This is a genomic window from Prodigiosinella confusarubida, from assembly GCF_002847015.1.
GTDB classification, from domain to species: Bacteria; Pseudomonadota; Gammaproteobacteria; order Enterobacterales; family Enterobacteriaceae; genus Prodigiosinella; species Prodigiosinella aquatilis.
The window spans coordinates 508,958-530,992 of record NZ_CP025085.1; the positions used below are offsets into that span (position 1 = coordinate 508,958).

Sequence of the window (22,035 nt, forward strand, 5' to 3'; positions counted from 1 at the left end):
TCCATCAGAATGTTATAGCGTAATAATCAAATGTTCTGTGCATAAAAAACGCCGGAAGTGTTTTTAAACGCTGTGTAGAAACGGACCAAAGCAGGGTCGGCGGCAGATAGACGCCATAAAAAAACCGCTCCTTACTGCTAAGGAGCGGTTTTTATCAAGCCTGACTAACGATTACTTGTCGTCGTTGTTACCCAGACCAGCATTCAACAACTCTGCCAAATTGGCCGTAGCTTCTTCAGCGCTAACCTGAGGCGTAACCGGGGTATCAACCACCTGACGACGGCGCATACGCTCCTGGTGGTACGAATAACCAGTCCCAGCCGGGATCAAACGGCCCACGATCACGTTTTCTTTCAAACCGCGCAGCTCATCACGTTTACCCGCAACCGCAGCTTCAGTAAGCACACGAGTGGTTTCCTGGAATGATGCCGCAGAGATGAAGGACTCGGTAGCCAGAGAAGCTTTGGTGATACCCAGCAAATCTCGGGCATACGTTGCCGAGATCTTGCCGTTTGCTTCCAATTGGCGGTTGGCGATCTTAACGCGGGAAATTTCCGCCTGTTCGCCTTCCAAGAACTCCGAGCTACCTGAACTCGCGATGGTACATTTACGCAGCATCTGACGAACGATAACTTCAATGTGTTTATCGTTAATCTTAACACCTTGCAGACGGTAAACGTCCTGAACCTCGTTGGTGATATAGCGCGTAACAGCATGGACACCACGCAGACGCAAAATATCATGCGGAGATTCCGGGCCATCGGAGATAACATCACCGCGTTCTACGAGTTCACCTTCAAACACGTTGAGCTGACGCCACTTCGGAATCATCTCTTCATACGGTTCACTGCCATCTATTGGTGTAATCACCAGACGACGTTTACCTTTGGTTTCTTTACCGAAGGAAACGACACCGCTGATTTCGGCCAGAATAGCCGGTTCTTTCGGACGACGGGCTTCGAACAGATCCGCAACACGTGGCAAACCACCGGTAATATCCTTGGTACCGCCGGATTCCTGCGGGATACGTGCCAGTGTGTCACCTGCATTGATTTGTACACCATCTTCCAACTGGACAATGGCTTTACCCGGCAAGAAGTATTGAGCAGGCATATCCGTACCCGGAATCAATACATCATTGCCATTGGCATCTACAATTTTCAACGCCGGGCGTAGTTCTTTACCACCACCGGTACGTTCCGCACTATCCAGTATCACGATAGAGGACAACCCAGTCAGTTCGTCAGTTTGACGAGTGATGGTCTGGGTGTCGATCATATCAGTGAAGCGAATGTTACCGCTCACTTCAGTGATAACCGGCATGGTATGCGGATCCCAATTAGCAACAGTTTCGCCACCGACAACATCAGCACTATCGCCCTTCGCCATGACCGCACCATAAGGCACTTTATAGCTTTCTTTGGTGCGACCGAATTCATCAATCAGCTTCAATTCGGTATTACGCGATGTAATCACCAGTTTACCCACGTTGTTCATAACGAACTTCGCGTTAAACAATTTCAGGCTACCTTTGTTTTTCACCTGAATACTGGATTCAGCTGCCGCACGAGACGCTGCACCACCGATGTGGAACGTACGCATGGTCAGCTGAGTACCTGGTTCACCGATAGACTGTGCCGCGATAACCCCGACTGCTTCACCCTTGTTGATGATGTGCCCACGCGCCAAGTCACGTCCATAACACTTGGCACAAACGCCAAAGTCAGTTTCGCAACTTACGACAGAACGGACTTTAACCGCATCGACAGAGTTTTCTTCCAGCAGGTCACACCATTTCTCGTTCAGCAACGTATTACGTGGAACCAGAATATCAGCTGTACCCGGTTTGATAACGTCTTCAGCCGTCACACGACCAAGCACACGCTCACGCAACGGCTCTTTAACGTCACCGCCCTCAATAACCGGGGTCATCATGATACCTTCGTGAGTACCACAATCATCTTCAGTGACTACCAGATCCTGCGCCACATCAACCAAACGGCGAGTCAGATAACCGGAGTTTGCGGTTTTCAGTGCCGTATCCGCCAGACCTTTACGAGCACCGTGAGTAGAGATGAAGTACTGGAGTACGTTCAGACCTTCACGGAAGTTTGCGGTAATAGGTGTTTCGATGATGGAGCCATCCGGCTTCGCCATCAGACCACGCATACCCGCCAACTGACGAATCTGTGCCGCAGAACCACGCGCACCGGAGTCGGCCATCATAAAGATACTGTTAAAAGAAACCTGTTGCTCAACTTCGCCATCACGATTAACCACATCTTCAACAGACAGGTTTTCCATCATCGCCTTGGCAACGCGTTCGTTTGCCGCAGCCCAGATATCGATAACCTTGTTGTAACGTTCACCAGCAGTTACCAGACCAGACTGGAACTGTTCCTGGATCTCTGCAACTTCGGTTTCTGCTTCTTCGATAATCCCCGCTTTCTTCTCTGGGATCACCATATCATCAATACCTACGGATACACCTGAACGGGCAGCGTAAGCAAAACCGGTGTACATGATCTGGTCAGCGAAGATAACCGTCGGCTTCAGGCCCAAAATGCGATAACAGGTGTTCAGCATTTTAGAGATAGCTTTTTTACCTAACGGCTGGTTAACGATAGAGAACGGCAGACCTTGAGGAACGATCATCCACAGGATCGCACGGCCTACAGTTGTATCGATAATAGACGTCCGGTGTATCGACTCGCCTTCGGTATTCCTGATCTCTTCGGTGATACGCACTTTGACACGCGCATGCAAGGAAGCCAGACCGGCGCGATAAATACGCTCAGCTTCTTTCGGCCCCGTCAACACCATGCCTTCGCCTTTGGCGTTAACACAGTCACGGGTCATGTAGTACAGACCCAACACCACGTCCTGGGAAGGAACGATGATTGGCTCACCATTCGCCGGTGACAGAATGTTGTTGGTGGACATCATCAACGCACGCGCTTCCAACTGGGCTTCCAGTGTCAGCGGTACATGAACAGCCATCTGGTCACCATCGAAGTCGGCGTTGTATGCCGCACAAACCAGCGGATGCAGCTGGATGGCTTTACCTTCGATAAGTACTGGTTCAAACGCCTGAATACCCAAACGGTGCAGGGTTGGCGCACGGTTCAGCAGTACCGGGTGTTCGCGAATCACTTCGTCGAGGATATCCCAGACGACAGCTTCTTCACGCTCAACCATTTTCTTGGCTGCTTTAATGGTGGTAGCCAGACCACGCAGTTCCAGCTTGCCGTAGATGAACGGTTTGAACAGCTCCAGCGCCATTTTCTTCGGCAGGCCGCATTGATGCAGGCGCAGGTACGGACCCACGGTAATAACGGAACGACCGGAGTAGTCCACGCGTTTACCCAGCAGGTTCTGACGGAAACGTCCCTGCTTACCTTTGATCATGTCAGCCAGCGATTTCAGCGGACGCTTGTTGGAACCAGTGATCGCACGACCGCGCCGACCATTATCCAGCAATGCATCGACCGCTTCCTGCAACATACGTTTTTCATTGCGTACGATGATATCCGGCGCAGCCAGATCCAGCAGACGTTTCAAACGGTTGTTACGGTTTATCACTCGACGATACAGATCGTTCAGATCAGAAGTCGCAAAACGGCCGCCATCCAGTGGTACCAGCGGACGCAGATCCGGCGGCAATACGGGCAGAACGGTCAAAATCATCCACTCTGGTTTGTTACCAGACTGTATGAAGGCTTCCAGCAACTTGACGCGCTTGGTCAGCTTTTTACGTTTGGTTTCAGAGTTGGTTTCATTCAACTCTTCACGCAGCTGTTCGCATTCTTGCTCCAGATCCATGCCTTTCAACAAGGCCTGAATAGCTTCGGCACCCATTTTGGCATCGAACTCATCACCAAACTCTTCCAGCGCATCCAGATACTGCTCTTCAGTCAGGATCTGTCGGCGCTCCAGGTTGGTCATACCGCCTTCAACCACTACATAGGATTCAAAGTACAGTACGCGTTCGATATCACGCAGCGGCATATCCAGTAATAAACCGATGCGGGATGGCAACGATTTCAGGAACCAGATGTGTGCCGTCGGAGAAGCCAGTTCGATGTGTCCCATACGTTCACGACGCACTTTGGTCTGGGTCACTTCAACGCCGCACTTCTCACAAATAACACCACGGTGTTTCAAGCGCTTGTACTTACCGCACAAGCACTCGTAATCTTTTACTGGCCCAAAGATACGAGCACAGAAAAGGCCATCACGTTCAGGTTTGAACGTACGATAGTTAATAGTCTCTGGCTTTTTAACTTCACCAAAAGACCAGGAACGGATCATGTCTGGCGAAGCCAGAGCAATTTTGATCGCATCAAACTCTTCGGTTTTAGTTTGCGCTTTCAGAAACTTCAATAAGTCTTTCACGGATTGGCTCCTGTCGGAGTTAGACCTGTTAGACACCTGAACCGAAATTCAGGTGTCTCTGTAACGAATGCCAGCAACTCGATCGAGCTTTAATTAATCTTCTTCCAGCTCGATGTTGATACCCAGCGAACGGATTTCTTTCAACAACACATTGAAGGACTCCGGCATGCCTGGTTCCATCCGGTGATCACCATCCACGATGTTTTTATACATCTTGGTGCGGCCATTCACGTCATCAGATTTCACCGTCAGCATTTCCTGCAGAGTATAGGCTGCACCGTAAGCTTCCAGCGCCCACACTTCCATCTCACCGAAGCGCTGACCACCGAACTGCGCCTTACCACCCAACGGCTGCTGAGTAACCAGACTATAAGAGCCGGTAGAACGGGCATGCATCTTGTCATCCACCAAATGGTTCAGTTTCAGCATGTACATGTAGCCCACAGTAACCGAGCGCTCGAATTGCTCACCAGTTCGACCATCGAACAACGTAATCTGACCGGAAGTCGGCAGATCACCCAGTTTCAGCAATTCTTTAATCTCGCTTTCTTTGGCACCGTCAAATACCGGTGTGGCGATAGGCATACCTTTTTTCAGGTTTTCCGCCAGCCTCAGCACTTCTTCATCGGTAAAGGTGGTCAAGTCAACTTTCTGGCGAACGTCATTACCCAAATCATAGGCTTTCTGGATGAATTCACGCAATTTGGATACTTCTTCCTGCTGCTTCAGCATGGCATTAATCTTGTCACCAATACCTTTCGCAGCCATACCCAAATGGGTTTCCAGAATCTGACCGATGTTCATACGTGATGGTACGCCCAGCGGGTTGAGTACAATATCTACCGGCGTGCCGTTTTCATCGTAAGGCATATCTTCGATCGGGTTGATCTTGGAGATAACACCCTTGTTACCGTGGCGACCAGCCATCTTGTCGCCTGGCTGAATCTGACGTTTAACCGCCAAGTACACCTTAACGATCTTCAGTACACCCGGGGCCAGATCATCACCTTGAGTGATCTTGCGACGTTTAGCTTCGAGTTTTTTCTCGAACTCGTGCTTCAATTCGTCATACTGCTCCGCCAGCTGTTCTAACTGATTTTGCTTCTCTTCATCAGTCAAACCCAGTTCCAGCCAACGCTCACGCGGCAGTTTGTCCAACTTCTCAGCTTCAATGCCACCGGCAACCAGCACGTAGTGAATACGGGCAAACAGGCCGGCTTCCAGAATCTGCAGCTCTTCCGTCAGGTCTTTTTTGGCCTGCTTCAACTGCATTTCTTCGATTTCCAGCGCACGTTTGTCTTTTTCCACACCATCGCGGGTAAAGACCTGAACATCGATAACCGTACCGGAAACACCGTTTGGCACACGCAGTGACGAATCTTTAACGTCAGACGCTTTTTCACCAAAGATGGCTCGCAGCAGCTTCTCTTCCGGCGTCAGTTGAGTTTCGCCTTTCGGCGTTACTTTACCCACCAGAATATCACCACCGGTCACTTCAGCACCGATATAGACAATGCCGGACTCATCCAGTTTGGAGAGCGCTGCTTCACCCACATTCGGGATATCCGCAGTAATCTCTTCAGGCCCTAACTTGGTATCACGGGATACACATGCCAGTTCCTGAATATGGATAGTCGTGAAACGATCTTCCTGTACTACACGCTCGGATACGAGAATGGAGTCTTCGAAGTTGTAACCATTCCACGGCATGAACGCCACGCGCATGTTTTGACCCAGAGCCAATTCACCCAGGTCGGTAGACGGGCCGTCAGCCAACACATCACCGCGTTCAACCGGCTCACCCAGTGATACGCAAGGCATCTGGTTGATACAAGTGTTCTGGTTGGAACGGGTATATTTGGTCAGGTTATAGATATCAATGCCGGCTTCGCCCGGATACATTTCATCTTCGTTAACCTTGATCACGATACGGGAAGCATCTACGTACTGAACGGTACCACCACGTTTGGCAACGGAAGTTACACCCGAGTCCACCGCTACCGCACGCTCCATGCCAGTGCCTACCAGCGGCTTATCAGCACGCAGAGTCGGTACCGCCTGACGTTGCATGTTCGCACCCATCAATGCACGGTTGGCGTCATCGTGTTCCAGGAACGGAATCAGTGATGCACCGACAGAAACCACCTGCTGGGTGGAAACGTCCATATAGTCAACTTGATCGCGGCTAAACAGGCTGGATTCGCCTTTGTTACGACAAGTAACCAATTCATCTATGAAATGGCCTTCTTCGTCCAGATTGGTGTTCGCCTGGGCAATAACGTAATTGCCTTCTTCAATCGCGGACAGGTAATGAATTTCATCTGTCACCACATCATCACGAACACGACGATACGGGGTTTCCAGGAAACCATATTCGTTAGTCTGTGCATATACAGACAACGAGTTAATCAGACCGATGTTAGGACCTTCAGGTGTCTCGATAGGACATACACGACCATAGTGTGTCGGATGTACGTCTCGAACTTCAAAGCCCGCACGTTCACGGGTCAGACCGCCAGGGCCCAGAGCAGAAATACGACGCTTATGCGTAATTTCAGACAGTGGGTTGTTCTGATCCATAAATTGAGACAACTGACTGGAACCGAAGAACTCTTTTACTGCAGCAGAAATCGGCTTGGCATTGATCATATCCTGCGGCATTAATGTGTCCAGATCGCCCAATGACAGGCGTTCTTTCACCGCACGCTCAACACGCACCAGACCCACACGGAACTGGTTTTCAGCCATTTCACCAACAGAACGGATACGACGGTTACCCAGGTGGTCGATATCATCCACCTCACCTTTACCGTTACGGATATCGATGAGCTTCTTCATCACTTCGATGATGTCTTCTTTGCTCAGGATACCGGAACCTTCGATCTCCTCACGCAGCAAAGAACGGTTGAACTTCATACGACCAACCGCCGACAGATCATAACGATCTTCAGAGAAGAACAGGTTTTCAAACAGCGTTTCAGCCGCTTCACGTGTCGGTGGCTCACCCGGACGCATCATGCGGTAAATTTCAACCAATGCACTCAGACGATCACTGGTTGGGTCGACACGCAGCGTCTCAGACATATACGGACCATGATCAAGATCATTGGTAAACAGCGTTTCGATATGTTTGTGGCCTGCCTGGCTCAGTTTAGCCAGCAAATCCAGCGACAGTTCCATGTTCGCCATCGCGATCACTTCACCCGTGCCGACATCAATATAATCTTTAGCCAATACTTTACCGGCAATGTATTCCACCGGTACTTCAATACGCTCAATGCCATCTTTTTCTAACAGACGGATATGGCGAGCCGTGATACGACGGCCTTTTTCAATGTAGACCTTGCCATTCGCTTCAATATCAAAAGAAGCAGTTTCGCCACGTAAGCGCTCTGGCACCAGTTCCATCTGCAACTTATTGTTGTCGATTTCATAGGCTACTTTGTCGAAGAACAAATTCAGAATTTCTTCGGTAGAGTAACTCAATGCACGCAGAATGATGGTCGCAGGTAATTTACGGCGACGGTCGATACGGACAAACAGATTGTCTTTCGGGTCGAATTCAAAATCCAGCCAGGAACCACGGTAAGGAATAATACGTGCGTTATACAGCACCTTACCGGAAGAGTGGGTTTTACCCTTGTCGCTGTCAAAGAACACACCTGGACTACGGTGCAACTGAGATACGATAACGCGCTCAGTACCGTTAATGACAAAGGTGCCGTTTTCTGTCATGAGCGGAATTTCGCCCATGTAAACTTCTTGTTCTTTAATATCTTTAACGGTGCCTTCCGGCGCTTCGCGCTCGTAGATCACCAGACGCAACTTCACACGCAGCGGTGCAGAAAACGTTACACCACGGATTTGACACTCTTTAACGTCAAACACCGGCTCGCCCAAGCGATAGCTAACGTATTGCAGCTCTGAATTACCGCTGTAACTCTTAATTGGGAAAACAGAACGGAATGCTGCTTCCAATCCGTACTGACCTTCCGGATCTTGCTCGATGAACTTCTGGAACGAGTCAAGCTGGATAGAAAGGAGATAAGGTATGTCCAACACTTGCGGACGTTTACCAAAATCCTTACGAATACGTTTTTTCTCGGTATAGGAGTAAACCATAGGGTTCCTCAACTCGCTGAAAAGTCGAACCACTCTGTCCGTCCTAAATAAAAAGGACAGTTCATACAACACCGTTTATATCGATCGGAAAATGGAACACTTTCCGCAATATTTATTTCTATCACTCTTAAATCATTTCATTACACCGTGTACAGAGAAAAGCTCTAACAAGAAGTGCAATATATTAAGTCGTCGATAGAAAAAAATATTGTGGGCTAATCAGTGGCCAAACAGTGTGGAACACCACTGACTCCCTACAGCGCAAAAAGGCTGGTGACCCAAAAGTCACCAGCCGCCAGCCTGATTAAGTCAGGCTGCAACCTGGAAGTTAAACTTATTTAACTTCAACAGAAGCACCAGCTTCTTCCAGGGATTTTTTCAGAGCTTCAGCGTCATCTTTGCTGATAGCTTCTTTAACAACAGCCGGTGCAGATTCAACCAGATCTTTGGCTTCTTTCAGGCCCAGGCCACTTGCGCTACGAACGGCTTTGATAACCGCAACTTTGTTAGCACCGATAGCAGACAGGATAACATCGAACTCAGTTTTTTCTTCAGCAGCTTCAGCCGGACCCGCAGCAGCAACAGCTACAGCAGCCGCAGCAGAAACGCCGAATTTTTCTTCCATTGCAGAAACCAGATCAACAACGTCCATAACAGACATCGCTGCTACTGCTTCCAGAATTTGGTCTTTAGTGATAGACATAACAATTGTTCCTAAGAATCAGAAATAGTTTATACGTTAGCAAATCCGATAACAGAAAAAGTGCAATTAAGCAGCTTCTTTCTGGTCGCGAACAGCAGCCAGAGTACGGACCAGTTTGCCGGCAGCGGCTTCTTTCATGGTCGACATCAGACGTGCCAGTGCTTCTTCGTAAGTCGGCAGCGTTGCTAGACGGTCAATTTGAGCCGCCGGAATCAACTCACCTTCAAAGGCTGCAGCTTTAACCTCAAATTTTGCATTCGCTTTGGCGAACTCTTTGAACAAACGGGCAGCAGCACCCGGGTGTTCCATAGAATATGCAATCAAGGTTGGACCAACAAACGTGTCTTTCAGGCATTCAAATTGAGTGCCTTCAACGACGCGACGCAGCAGGGTGTTGCGAACAACACGCATGTATACGCCAGCTTCACGACCTGCTTTACGCAGTTCGGTCATTTTATCTACGGTAACGCCACGAGAATCCGCAACAACCGCAGACTGCGCGCCTTTGGCCACTTCACTGACTTCAGCAACAATCGCTTGTTTGTCTTGAAGATTTAATGCCATTAGCTTTTGCTCCTGGATTTAGCCGGAGAAATTCTCCGGAACTCACTTCACCTGACACCAAAATAGCGAACAGGCGTTAAAACACGGTGAGCAGAATCCAGCAAAGACTATTTCTATAAAAATAAAGAAAAAATGTTCTTTAGGCTCTGTCACCGTCTACGCAGGAAGATTAAGTTTCTTACGAAACACCTGCGGTCTTGGACGGAGGCCTGGATTAGGCCAGGCTCCAACCGAAAATTCGTTTTTGTTCCTTAATGGAACAACGGGCGTAAGATTATAAAGAAATCTCACGTCCCGGTAAAGAAAAACAAAAGCTATCAGCCTGCAACAGCGTTCAGGCCACTCTGATCGATGGCAACACCAGCACCCATCGTGGTCGACAGACTGACTTTCTTGATGTACACGCCTTTCGCCTGAGCTGGCTTCGCTTTTTTCAGCGCAATCAACAGAGACTCCAGGTTTTCTTTCAGTTTGTCAGAATCGAAATCAACCTTACCTATCGTGGTATGGATGATACCGTTCTTGTCGTTACGGTAACGAACCTGACCGGCTTTAGCATTTTTAACTGCTTCAGCAACGTTAGGCGTCACAGTACCCACTTTCGGGTTTGGCATCAGACCACGTGGTCCCAGAATCTGGCCTAATTGGCCGACAACGCGCATTGCATCCGGAGAAGCGATAACTACGTCGAAATTCATTTCGCCTTTTTTGATCTGATCAGCCAGATCGTCCATACCTATCAGGTCAGCACCAGCAGCTTTAGCCGCTTCAGCGTTTGCACCTTGAGCAAACACAGCGACACGTACAGTACGTCCAGTGCCATGCGGCAGAACAGTTGCACCACGTACGTTCTGATCAGATTTACGTGCATCGATGCCGAGGTTAACAGCAACATCCACACTTTCGACAAATTTAGCGGTGGCCAGCTCTTTGAGCAGAGCAACAGCTTCGTTGATGTCATATTGTTTGGTCACATCAACTTTTTCACGGATCACGCGCATGCGCTTGGTCAGCTTAGCCATTTATTAATCCTCCACTACCAGGCCCATGGAACGAGCAGTACCTTCAATGGAGCGCGACATGGCCTCCACGTCAGCACCAGTCATGTCCGCAGCTTTGGTTTCTGCGATTTCACGTACCTGAGCACGGGTTACTTTACCGACTTTGTCTTTGTTCGGTTTACCGGAACCAGACTTGATACCAGCCGCTTTTTTCAACAGCACTGCGGCTGGCGGCGTTTTGGTAACGAAGGTGAAGGAACGGTCAGAATAAACAGTGATAACAACCGGAATCGGCAGGCCTTTTTCAACGCTGTCAGTCTTAGCGTTGAATGCCTTACAGAATTCCATGATATTAACACCCTGCTGACCCAAAGCCGGACCGACTGGCGGGCTCGGGTTAGCCATACCAGCTGCAACCTGCAGCTTAACGTAGGCTTGAACTTTCTTGGCCATTTAACTTTCCTCGAATGGGTAATAGCGCTTTAAAAATAAAGCTCCCCGCAGTTATAAACAGTTTATATTATGTGCCTGCTGGCACATAAAACAAAGGCGCGAAATTGTAGGTCAATTTCGCGCCAGATACAAGCAGCAATTTTTATTCGACGAAGGCGCTACTAGCCTTTCTCAACCTGACCAAAGTCCAATTCTACCGGCGTTGCACGACCAAAGATAGAAACAGATACTTTCAGGCGACTTTTCTCGTAATCAACTTCTTCGACCACACCGTTAAAATCGGCAAATGGACCATCATTAACACGAACCATTTCACCCGGCTCAAATAGCGTTTTCGGACGCGGTTTATCACCAACCTGTTGCAGGCGATTCATAATGGCATCGACTTCTTTGTCGCTAATAGGTGCCGGGCGATCAGACGTTCCGCCAATGAATCCCATGACACGCGGCACGCTACGTACCAAATGCCAGCTAGCGTCATCCATTGTCATCTGCACCAGCACATAACCGGGGAAAAATTTACGCTCACTTTTACGGCGCTGTCCACCACGGATTTCCACCACTTCTTCTGTTGGGACCATCACTTCACCAAAGTGATCTTCCATGTTCTGAAGTTTAATGTGTTCACGCAATGATTGGGCAACACGACTTTCAAAACCAGAAAACGCCTGAACGACGTACCAACGTTTCTTTGGAGCTTCAGACATTTTAGAACCTCAGGCCAGTAATCAACGACACCAGACGGACTAAGATACCGTCCAATCCCCACAGAATCAGTGACATAACGGCAGTAACTGCAGCAACAATCAGCGTAGTGTGTAGCGTTTCCTGGCGTGTTGGCCATATGACCTTACGTACTTCGGTACGAGCTTCACGAGCAAACAGGACTGTTGCCTTGCCTTTGGTAGTAAGCAACGCTATACCACCAGCAATAGCAATTAGGATGACAACAACCAATGCACGTAGCGGTAAACTGAACTCGCGGTAGTAATAGTTACCTACAATAGCAGCGACCAGCAAAACAGCTACTACCAGCCATTTAAACATCTCCAGGCCACGCCCGCTGCCCTGAGCTTCGGTATTCGCACTCATAAACCAACCTGTCACAATAATTCAGACAAATAATCTTTGCCCTGCAATCTAGGGCAAACCAGACCGAAAACTGTTCTTGAATAAAACAATTCGGGATTTACGCCGTTTCTACAGAGCCTATCTCACCAATGATTATACTTCACAATCGCTGATGAGATAGGTTCTACCATGACAGCGTAGAAAAAGGGCATCAAATGATGCCCTTTTACCGCATGTCGCGTCAAATTTTATCAGCAATTAAGCGATAACTTTAGCAACAACGCCAGCACCTACTGTACGGCCGCCTTCACGGATAGCAAAACGCAAACCGTCGTCCATTGCGATTGGCGCAATCAGGTTTACTACCATCTTGATGTTGTCGCCCGGCATTACCATCTCTACGCCTTCCGGCAGTTCGATCGTCCCCGTGACATCAGTCGTACGGAAATAGAACTGTGGACGATAGCCTTTGAAGAACGGCGTATGACGGCCTCCTTCATCCTTGCTCAGAATATAAACTTCTGATTCAAACTGCGTATGCGGCTTGATTGAACCCGGTTTAGCCAGTACCTGACCACGTTCCACTTCATCACGCTTGGTACCACGCAGCAGAACACCAACGTTCTCACCCGCACGGCCTTCGTCCAGCAATTTACGGAACATTTCAACACCGGTACACGTGGTTTTCGTGGTGTCTTTGATACCCACGATTTCAACTTCTTCACCCACTTTGATGACGCCGCGTTCTACACGACCCGTCACTACCGTACCGCGACCAGAGATGGAGAATACATCTTCAATCGGCAGCAGGAACGGTCTGTCAATCGCACGTTCAGGTTCTGGAATATAGGTATCCAGGGCTTCCGCCAGCTCAATGATTTTGGCTTCCCACTCAGCGTCGCCTTCCAACGCTTTCAGCGCAGAACCGCGAATTACCGGAGTGTCATCACCCGGGAAATCGTACTGAGACAGCAGCTCACGCACTTCCATCTCTACCAGTTCCAGCAGTTCTTCGTCATCAACCATGTCACATTTGTTCAGGAACACGATGATGTACGGAACACCAACCTGACGAGCCAGCAGGATGTGCTCACGGGTCTGAGGCATCGGGCCGTCAGTCGCGGCAACCACCAGGATCGCGCCATCCATCTGGGCAGCACCGGTGATCATGTTTTTCACATAGTCAGCATGCCCTGGGCAGTCAACGTGTGCGTAGTGACGAGTCGGGGTATCATATTCAACATGAGAAGTGTTGATGGTGATACCACGTGCTTTTTCTTCCGGCGCGTTATCGATTTGGTCGAATGCACGAGCCTGGCCACCGTAGGTTTTAGCCAGAACACTTGTGATAGCAGCAGTCAGCGTTGTTTTACCATGGTCAACGTGGCCGATAGTACCGACGTTAAGGTGCGGTTTTGTACGTTCAAATTTTTCTTTAGACATCGATTGTCCCTCTAAGACACGGATAAATCGGTGGTATCACCACATTAACCAAGTAATCACTTGTTAAGTTTTTAACAGAAAAAATCAGGAGGAAAATAAAGGAGTGGTGCTGATAGGCAGATTCGAACTGCCGACCTCACCCTTACCAAGGGTGCGCTCTACCAACTGAGCTATATCAGCACATTATGGAGCGGGCAGTGGGAATCGAACCCACATCATCAGCTTGGAAGGCTGAGGTAATAGCCATTATACGATGCCCGCATCCTAGAACTCGGCTACCTGACTTCTCCGTAAACTCTACAAAAGCAAAGTACGACTTATACTCTACTTTTTCGATTCGGCTTTTGAATATATACCGTATCGATTTTATCCTATTACCGGATTGGATTTGGTGGTGGGGGAAGGATTCGAACCTTCGAAGTCTGTGACGGCAGATTTACAGTCTGCTCCCTTTGGCCGCTCGGGAACCCCACCTGATTACTATACTTGATGGTGCCGGCTGCCGGAATCGAACTGGCGACCTACTGATTACAAGTCAGTTGCTCTACCTACTGAGCTAAGCCGGCATCAAGTGCTGCGCATTCTAGGTAGACAGAACCGCCTATGCAACAAAAAAATTGCGGAAAATGCACTATCGCTTAGATTTTGCACAAAAATGAACGTTGTTTCACATTGCCGTCAATGATTTGTGCAAATAAGCGGCAAGAGAGAATTCGATACAGAAAAATACCGTATTCATGCCAAAACCGAAAGCCGGTCATGCCCCCATTGCATATATCTTCCCCGCACCAAAAGAGGGCAACTGCACACCCAGATACAATGCTCTCTGGCATAGTGTAGGGAATTTCCCTGTCATTTACCTAACTACATACTGGAACGATTATTGCTTATTATTAGAAGTAACTCAGTAACTCAGTAACTCATTAACCCTTAATCCAGGAGAGACTCCATGAAGATAGTATTACTTAATGTCGCGACTCTCCCGGTTTATCGTTATGAGTTAGCCAACTTATTGGTGGATGCTGTCACAGAAGGAGCTTCGGTAGGATACGAAACCCCATTTTCTCATGAAGAGGCGGAAAGATATGTACATGGTTTAAGGCCTTCAGTTGCAGAGGGAGAACGCCTTCTATGGATAGCGCGTAACGCTGATGGTGTAGTGGGTAGTATACAGCTTGAACTGTGTCAGAAATCAAATGGGCAAAACCGCGCTGAAATTCAAAAGTTACTTGTGCATAGCCATGCTCGCAGGCAAGGAATAGGTAAGCAATTACTCTCCACTCTTGAAAAGGCCGCACTACAATACCGGCGTGGATTACTTTATCTGGACACTCAGGCAGGCTCCCCAGCCGAGTCTTTTTACCGTTCACAAAGGTATCGCTATCTAGGAGAACTTCCTGACTATGCCAGCTCGCCAAATGGCTATTACCATCCGACAGCCATTTATTATAAGCGTCTGTTTGCCGTTAATCGTATGGAACGATCGCTAGCGAGCTAGCATTAACCGGTACCTTAAGGAAATAAGGTGCCGATCTTCCCACTGATTTCTGCTTCTTTTTTTTACCCTCCTGATGGTAACCTGCCTGTCATGCACTTAATTACTTAAAGAAAGGTTACAATGGTATCCATTTAGCCAGCGAAACAGAGAGTCTTATCTCAACGTACTGGCTGATAGATCCCCTTTCTTAATCTGTACTGGTAGGCAGAAGCACATTTATGAGAAATAGAAAGCAATCTTTGGCAACGCCTTATCTGCAATTTGATCGTCAGCAATGGGCTACCTTACGTGATTCCGTGCCATTGACACTGACGGAAGAGGATATAGTTAAACTTAAAGGTATTAATGAAGATCTATCCTTGGATGAAGTTGCTGAGATTTACCTGCCATTATCTCGTTTACTGAATTTCTATATCAGTTCTAACCTGCGCCGTCAGGCGGTTCTGGAACAATTTCTGGGTACTGATGGACAGAAAATCCCCTATATCATTGGTATTGCCGGGAGTGTGGCGGTTGGTAAAAGTACGACTGCCCGTGTATTACAAGCATTATTGAGCCGTTGGCCAGAACATCGCAGTGTCGAATTAATTACTACTGATGGTTTTCTACATCCTAACAAAGTGCTCAAAGAAAGAGATCTAATGAAAAAGAAAGGATTTCCCCAATCCTATGATATACATAGTTTGGTGAGATTCGTTTCAGATATTAAATCCGGGTATTCCCGTGTCACCGCACCTGCTTATTCCCATCTGACTTATGATATTGTACCTGGATGTTATAAAATCATAGAACAACCTGACATTCTCATTCTTGAAGGGCTGAATGTTCTACAAAGTGGGATGAACTATCCTCATGATCCACATCGCGTTTTTGTATCTGATTTTGTTGATTTTTCTATTTACGTCGATGCACCAGAAATATTGTTAAAAAGTTGGTATATCAATCGCTTTCTGAAATTCAGACAAGGCGCTTTTACTAACCCTGATTCCTATTTCCATAATTATGCAAAATTAACAGAAAAAGAAGCGGTAGAAATTGCTTCACAACTTTGGCAAGAGATTAATGGCCTTAATCTTAAACAGAATATTCTTCCCACACGAGAAAGAGCCAGTTTAATAATGACGAAAAGCGAAAATCATGCCGTCAAATATGTTAGTCTGCGTAAATAATATAAGAGGGGCTATCAATCCCCTTTATATAATTACATTCCTCTCAGAGAAATCTCACCGCCTATATAAGGCGTTATTACTCCATCCTGCTCCAGGAGTAAGGCTCCCTGACTATTAATCCCTCTATCAATGCCCTTTATTTCACGATTACCGACAATCAACTTAACGGGACGATTATAGAAATTATCTAGAAATTTCCAACGATGAATAAAAGGGTCAAGCCCTTTTTGTTCAAATAATATTAATGCCGCACGTAATTCCGTTATAAGCCTAGCGGAAAGAATGTTCCTGTCGATATTAACGCCAACCTCCTGCAAATTAATCCATCCTTGATTGATCACATCTAAATCTGGCTCACGCATGCATAGATTAATCCCTGCGCCAATGACCAAATGGGCCACATCACCCGTACGACCATTGAGTTCGACTAAAATGCCGGCTAATTTGCGATCCTTTAAATAAAGATCATTAGGCCATTTTACACGAACACCGTCAGCTCCCAAACTGTGTAACACTTCCGCCATAATAATGCCGATAACCAAACTCACTCCTATTGCCGCAGCGGGTCCTTGCTCCAGACGCCAATACATAGACAAATAAAGATTGGCACCAAACGGTGAAAACCATCTTCTGCCACGACGCCCACGCCCCGCCTGTTGATATTCGGCAACACACGCATCACCTGATGAGAGTGAGTCAAAGCGATCCAGCAGATACTGATTCGTAGAGTCGATCACAGGCAAGACGGTTACCCGGCCTTCATTTAGTGAATTCAGGATTTTCTCTTCACTAAGTAGTTGCATCTTCGTAGGGAAACAATAACCTTTACCTGTAACAGTAAATACGTCGATACCCCATTCACGGATAGTTTGAATATGTTTGTTAATTGCAGCTCGACTCATCCCCAGCAATTCACCCAAATATTCTCCTGAGTAAAACTCTCCATCAGATAAAATGGAAATAATCTTAAGCGGAACAGTATTATCTTTCATGATAGAACCTCCATGGCATTAACTTCACCATCATGGGCAATAAACCTCACCTCTGGTTCCAACCATATATCAAATTTCTCAGCGACCTGAAGTAAAACATAATGCGCCAGGTTGACAATATCCTGGCTTGTTGCTTCATTTCGATTAATCAATACCAGAGCCTGCTGATTATGTACAGCAGCGCCACCAATCTGAAATCCTTTCAGATTACATTGATCTATAAGCCATCCGGCTGCAATTTTAACATCACCACCAGGTTGAGGATAATGGGGAGCCCGAGGATATCTCTTTAATAACTCGACTGCTTGCTGCTCACTAATTACTGGATTTTTAAAAAAACTTCCCGCATTTCCAATAATATCAGGATCAGGTAATTTACTACGCCGCATGTCGCACACAGCGTCAAAAATTTGCTTTGGTGTTATAGTTTGAGTATCAAGGCAGGTCAAAGTGCCATATTCCAATACAGGTTCCCATGCTTTTTTCAAACTTAATCCTACAGCAGTAATTGCAAACCCATTACGATACTGATGCTTAAAAATACTTTCACGGTAACCAAACTGACACTCGTTTGCAGTCAGCCGATTTGTTATACCAGAATTAAGATCTAACAGATCCACATATGAACAAAATTTTTTTAATTCAACGCCATAGGCCCCAATATTCTGAATAGGTGCTGAACCTACACAACCAGGAATTAATGCAAGATTCTCTAGACCGGCGATATTGCAGTTCAGAGTATATTCAACCAAATGATGCCAGTTTTCCCCAGCCCCTACATGTAGATCCCAGGCTATATCCTTTTCTTCTATTTCAATATGTTTAATTCTATTCAGGATCACGCTACCTGAAAAATCTTCCAGAAAAAGGACATTACTTCCCTCCCCTAAGATTAGGGCTGGTTGTTGAAGTGTCTTTGCTCGATTCCAGGCAAAAATCAACTGTTCCCGAGTTTTAGCAACGACTACATCTGCAGCACAGACAGGTAGAGAGAAAGAATTGAGTTGTTTTAAAGATGTGGCAGAGTTCATGATAATATTCAACACTCAGCAATTCAGATATCCATAGTCTACCTGATTCAGATAAATTATTTTGAGGAAGAATAATAACTCTACGAAAAAGCCAAAACCCACAATATCCACTGAAGGTTTGCCGTTATTTGATACTGACCCGGCGACAGCATGCTGGGCAGATATCCCATCGCGCATGCCGGCTGCATCAACATTACCGACGTGAAAAAGCCCTCTGCTTTCACAGAGGGCTTCGTCTTGTTGAATGCCTGGCAGTTCCCTACTCTCACATGGGGAGACCCCACACTACCATCGGCGCTACGGCGTTTCACTGCTGAGTTCGGCATGGGGTCAGGTGGGACCACCGCGCTATCGCCGCCAGGCAAATTCTGTTTCATTCCAACCGTCACACTCCCGCGCAACCATCAGAACCAATCTCGGAACATCGCTGAAAATATCTTTGCGTCTCTCTTCCAAAACACCTTCGGTGTTGTAAGGTTAAGCCTCTCGGGTCATTAGTACTGGTCAGCTCAACGCATCGCTGCGCTTACACACCCAGCCTATCAACGTCTTCGTCTTAAACGTCCCTTCAGGGGCCTTTAAGGCCCAGGGAAGACTCATCTCGGGGCAAGTTTCCCGCTTAGATGCTTTCAGCGGTTATCTCTTCCGCACGTAGCTACCGGGCAATGCAATTGGCATCACAACCCGTACACCAGTGGTGCGTTCACTCCGGTCCTCTCGTACTAGGAGCAACCCCCCTCAATCTTCCAACGCCCACGGCAGATAGGGACCGAACTGTCTCACGACGTTCTAAACCCAGCTCGCGTACCACTTTAAATGGCGAACAGCCATACCCTTGGGACCTACTTCAGCCCCAGGATGTGATGAGCCGACATCGAGGTGCCAAACACCGCCGTCGATATGAACTCTTGGGCGGTATCAGCCTGTTATCCCCGGAGTACCTTTTATCCGTTGAGCGATGGCCCTTCCATTCAGAACCACCGGATCACTAAGACCTGCTTTCGCACCTGCTCGAGCCGTCACTCTCGCAGTCAAGCTAGCTTATGCCTTTGCACTAACCTCCTGATGTCCGACCAGGATTAGCTAACCTTCGTACTCCTCCGTTACTCTTTGGGAGGAGACCGCCCCAGTCAAACTACCCACCAGACACTGTCCGCAACCCGGTTTACGGGCCCACGTTAGAACATCAAACATCAAAGGGTGGTATTTCAAGGTTGGCTCCACGCAGACTGGCGTCCACGCTTCAAAGCCTCCCACCTATCCTACACATCAAGGCTCAAGGTTCAGTGTCAAGCTATAGTAAAGGTTCACGGGGTCTTTCCGTCTTGCCGCGGGTACACTGCATCTTCACAGCGAGTTCAATTTCACTGAGTCTCGGGTGGAGACAGCCTGGCCATCATTACGCCATTCGTGCAGGTCGGAACTTACCCGACAAGGAATTTCGCTACCTTAGGACCGTTATAGTTACGGCCGCCGTTTACCGGGGCTTCGATCAAGAGCTTCGCCTTGCGGCTTACCCCATCAATTAACCTTCCGGCACCGGGCAGGCGTCACACCGTATACGTCCACTTTCGTGTTTGCACAGTGCTGTGTTTTTAGTAAACAGTTGCAGCCAGCTGGTATCTGCGACTGCGCAACGCTCCATCCGCCAGGGACTTCACCTCGCACAGCGTGCCTTCTCCCGAAGTTACGGCACCATTTTGCCTAGTTCCTTCACCCGAGTTCTCTCAAGCGCCTGAGTATTCTCTACCTGACCACCTGTGTCGGTTTGGGGTACGATTCGATGTTACCTGATGCTTAGGGGCTTTTCCTGGAAGCGTGGCATTTGTCACTTCGACACCGTAGTGCCTCGTCATCACGCCTCGGCGTTAATAGCGCTCCGGATTTGCCTGGAGCACCCACCTACACGCTTAAACCGGGACAACCGTCGCCCGGCCAACATAGCCTTCTCCGTCCCCCCTTCGCAGTAACACCCAGTACAGGAATATTAACCTGTTTCCCATCGACTACGCCTTTCGGCCTCGCCTTAGGGGTCGACTCACCCTGCCCCGATTAACGTTGGACAGGAACCCTTGGTCTTCCGGCGTGCGGGTTTTTCACCCGCATTATCGTTACTTATGTCAGCATTCGCACTTCTGATACCTCCAGCAATCCTCACAGACCACCTTCAACGGCTTACAGAACGCTCCCCTACCCAACGGACATATCCTTAAGTCAACTCGACGTAATCAACACATTGACGTCGCGGCGCTCCGTCAATCGGTTTTCGCATAATTGTCTTAAGTGATATGTCCGCTGCCGCAGCTTCGGTGCATGGTTTAGCCCCGTTACATCTTCCGCGCAGGCCGACTCGACCAGTGAGCTATTACGCTTTCTTTAAATGATGGCTGCTTCTAAGCCAACATCCTGGCTGTCTGGGCCTTCCCACATCGTTTCCCACTTAACCATGACTTTGGGACCTTAGCTGGCGGTCTGGGTTGTTTCCCTCTTCACGACGGACGTTAGCACCCGCCGTGTGTCTCCCGTGATAACATTCTTCGGTATTCGCAGTTTGCATCGAGTTGGTAAGCCGGGATGGCCCCCTAGTCGAAACAGTGCTCTACCCCCGAAGATGACTTCACGAGGCGCTACCTAAATAGCTTTCGGGGAGAACCAGCTATCTCCCGGTTTGATTGGCCTTTCACCCCCAGCCACAAGTCATCCGCTAATTTTTCAACATTAGTCGGTTCGGTCCTCCAGTTAGTGTTACCCAACCTTCAACCTGCCCATGGCTAGATCACCGGGTTTCGGGTCTATACCTTGCAACTTGACGCCCAGTTAAGACTCGGTTTCCCTGCGGCTCCCCTATTCGGTTAACCTTGCTACAAAATATAAGTCGCTGACCCATTATACAAAAGGTACGCAGTCACCCCACCCCAAAGCACTCACCGCTTGTCTTGTGTGTTGGGCGTCGCAAAAGACGCGCCGCCACCGCGATGCTGCTGTTGCACTGCCTTCATCACCAGAGAATGCTTTGGTGGTGGGGCTCCCACTGCTTGTACGTACACGGTTTCAGGTTCTGTTTCACTCCCCTCGCCGGGGTTCTTTTCGCCTTTCCCTCACGGTACTGGTTCACTATCGGTCAGTCAGGAGTATTTAGCCTTGGAGGATGGTCCCCCCATCTTCAGACAGGATATCTCGTGTCCCGCCCTACTCGTCGAACTCACAGCAAGTGCATCTTTGTGTACGGGACTATCACCCTGTACCGTGCGACTTTCCAGACGCTTCCACTGATGCACAAACTGATTCTGGTTCTGGGCTCTTCCCCGTTCGCTCGCCGCTACTGGGGGAATCTCGGTTGATTTCTTTTCCTCGGGGTACTGAGATGTTTCAGTTCCCCCGGTTCGCCTCATGTCACTATGGATTCATGACATGATAGTGTGTCGAAACACACTGGGTTTCCCCATTCGGGTATCGTCGGGTATAACGGTTCATATCACCTTGCCGACGCTTTTCGCAGATTAGCACGCCCTTCATCGCCTCTGACTGCCTAGGCATCCACCGTGTACGCTTAGTCGCTTAACCTCACAACCCGAAGGTGTTTCTTCTTTTCT

General features: G+C 48.3%; 13 protein-coding genes, 4 tRNA genes and 2 rRNA genes. 2 read left to right on the forward strand and 17 right to left on the reverse strand.

All coding sequences use genetic code 11. The features are described from left to right. Positions 1-171: 171 nt before the first annotated feature. From rpoC to CWC46_RS02405, 13 genes are all read right to left on the reverse strand, one after another. Positions 172-4,395, reverse strand: a complete 4,224-nt coding sequence (rpoC, locus tag CWC46_RS02345) for a DNA-directed RNA polymerase subunit beta' (protein WP_021014053.1) — start codon at positions 4,393-4,395, stop codon at positions 172-174. A 93-nt stretch (positions 4,396-4,488) separates the two neighbouring features. Further along, entirely contained in the window at positions 4,489-8,517 is a 4,029-nt protein-coding gene (rpoB, locus tag CWC46_RS02350) for a DNA-directed RNA polymerase subunit beta (protein ID WP_021014052.1), read from the reverse strand. A 334-nt stretch (positions 8,518-8,851) separates the two neighbouring features. Then, positions 8,852-9,220 (reverse strand): 50S ribosomal protein L7/L12, encoded by a 369-nt coding sequence (rplL, locus tag CWC46_RS02355; protein ID WP_021014051.1) that lies wholly within the window; start codon positions 9,218-9,220, stop codon positions 8,852-8,854. Positions 9,221-9,286: 66 nt separating this feature from the next. Then, entirely contained in the window at positions 9,287-9,784 is a 498-nt protein-coding gene (rplJ, locus tag CWC46_RS02360; RefSeq protein WP_021014050.1) for a 50S ribosomal protein L10, read from the reverse strand. A gap of 317 nt (positions 9,785-10,101) precedes the next feature. Beyond that, positions 10,102-10,806, reverse strand: coding sequence for a 50S ribosomal protein L1 (rplA, locus tag CWC46_RS02365; RefSeq protein WP_021014049.1), 705 nt, complete (start codon positions 10,804-10,806; stop codon positions 10,102-10,104). A 3-nt stretch (positions 10,807-10,809) separates the two neighbouring features. Next, positions 10,810-11,238: a 50S ribosomal protein L11 gene (rplK, locus tag CWC46_RS02370; protein ID WP_021014048.1), complete on the reverse strand. Its 429-nt coding sequence runs from the start codon at positions 11,236-11,238 to the stop codon at positions 10,810-10,812. 161 nt (positions 11,239-11,399) lie between these two features. After that, positions 11,400-11,945: a transcription termination/antitermination protein NusG gene (gene nusG / locus CWC46_RS02375; protein WP_021014047.1), complete on the reverse strand. Its 546-nt coding sequence runs from the start codon at positions 11,943-11,945 to the stop codon at positions 11,400-11,402. Position 11,946: 1 nt separating this feature from the next. After that, positions 11,947-12,330, reverse strand: coding sequence for a preprotein translocase subunit SecE (secE, locus tag CWC46_RS02380; RefSeq protein ID WP_021014046.1), 384 nt, complete (start codon positions 12,328-12,330; stop codon positions 11,947-11,949). A gap of 237 nt (positions 12,331-12,567) precedes the next feature. Further along, positions 12,568-13,752 (reverse strand): elongation factor Tu, encoded by a 1,185-nt coding sequence (tuf, locus tag CWC46_RS02385; RefSeq protein ID WP_021013352.1) that lies wholly within the window; start codon positions 13,750-13,752, stop codon positions 12,568-12,570. Positions 13,753-13,856: 104 nt separating this feature from the next. Beyond that, a tRNA-Thr gene (locus CWC46_RS02390) sits at positions 13,857-13,932 on the reverse strand. A gap of 6 nt (positions 13,933-13,938) precedes the next feature. Further along, a tRNA-Gly gene (locus CWC46_RS02395) sits at positions 13,939-14,013 on the reverse strand. A gap of 128 nt (positions 14,014-14,141) precedes the next feature. Further along, positions 14,142-14,226, reverse strand: a tRNA-Tyr gene (locus tag CWC46_RS02400). 16 nt (positions 14,227-14,242) lie between these two features. Then, positions 14,243-14,318 (reverse strand) — tRNA-Thr (locus CWC46_RS02405). 383 nt (positions 14,319-14,701) lie between these two features. On the opposite strand from CWC46_RS02405, the gene CWC46_RS02410 reads away from it, so the two are divergent. Both CWC46_RS02410 and coaA read left to right on the forward strand, forming a co-directional pair. After that, positions 14,702-15,250 carry a GNAT family N-acetyltransferase gene (locus CWC46_RS02410; protein ID WP_021014045.1) on the forward strand — a complete coding sequence of 183 codons (549 nt, stop codon included), beginning with the start codon at positions 14,702-14,704 and terminating at the stop codon, positions 15,248-15,250. A gap of 218 nt (positions 15,251-15,468) precedes the next feature. Continuing rightward, on the forward strand, positions 15,469-16,419 hold the full coding sequence (gene coaA / locus CWC46_RS02415) for a type I pantothenate kinase (protein WP_021014044.1): 951 nt from the start codon (positions 15,469-15,471) through the stop codon (positions 16,417-16,419). 32 nt (positions 16,420-16,451) lie between these two features. Here coaA and birA read toward each other — a convergent pair whose 3' ends face one another. The 4 genes from birA to CWC46_RS02435 all read right to left on the reverse strand — a co-directional run bounded on the left by birA (position 16,452) and on the right by CWC46_RS02435 (position 22,006). Further along, complete coding sequence (gene birA, locus CWC46_RS02420; RefSeq protein WP_021014043.1) at positions 16,452-17,411, reverse strand: bifunctional biotin--[acetyl-CoA-carboxylase] ligase/biotin operon repressor BirA; 960 nt, start codon at positions 17,409-17,411, stop codon at positions 16,452-16,454. Next, a complete protein-coding gene (gene murB / locus CWC46_RS02425) occupies positions 17,408-18,445 on the reverse strand; it encodes a UDP-N-acetylmuramate dehydrogenase (protein ID WP_037381075.1) in 1,038 nt (345 codons plus the stop codon). Before murB ends, birA begins: the two co-directional genes overlap by 4 nt. Before the next feature lie 243 nt (positions 18,446-18,688). Next, positions 18,689-18,804, reverse strand: a 5S ribosomal RNA gene (gene rrf / locus CWC46_RS02430). 111 nt (positions 18,805-18,915) lie between these two features. After that, positions 18,916-22,006: ribosomal RNA gene (locus tag CWC46_RS02435) — 23S ribosomal RNA — on the reverse strand. Between the last annotated feature and the right edge of the window lie 29 nt (positions 22,007-22,035).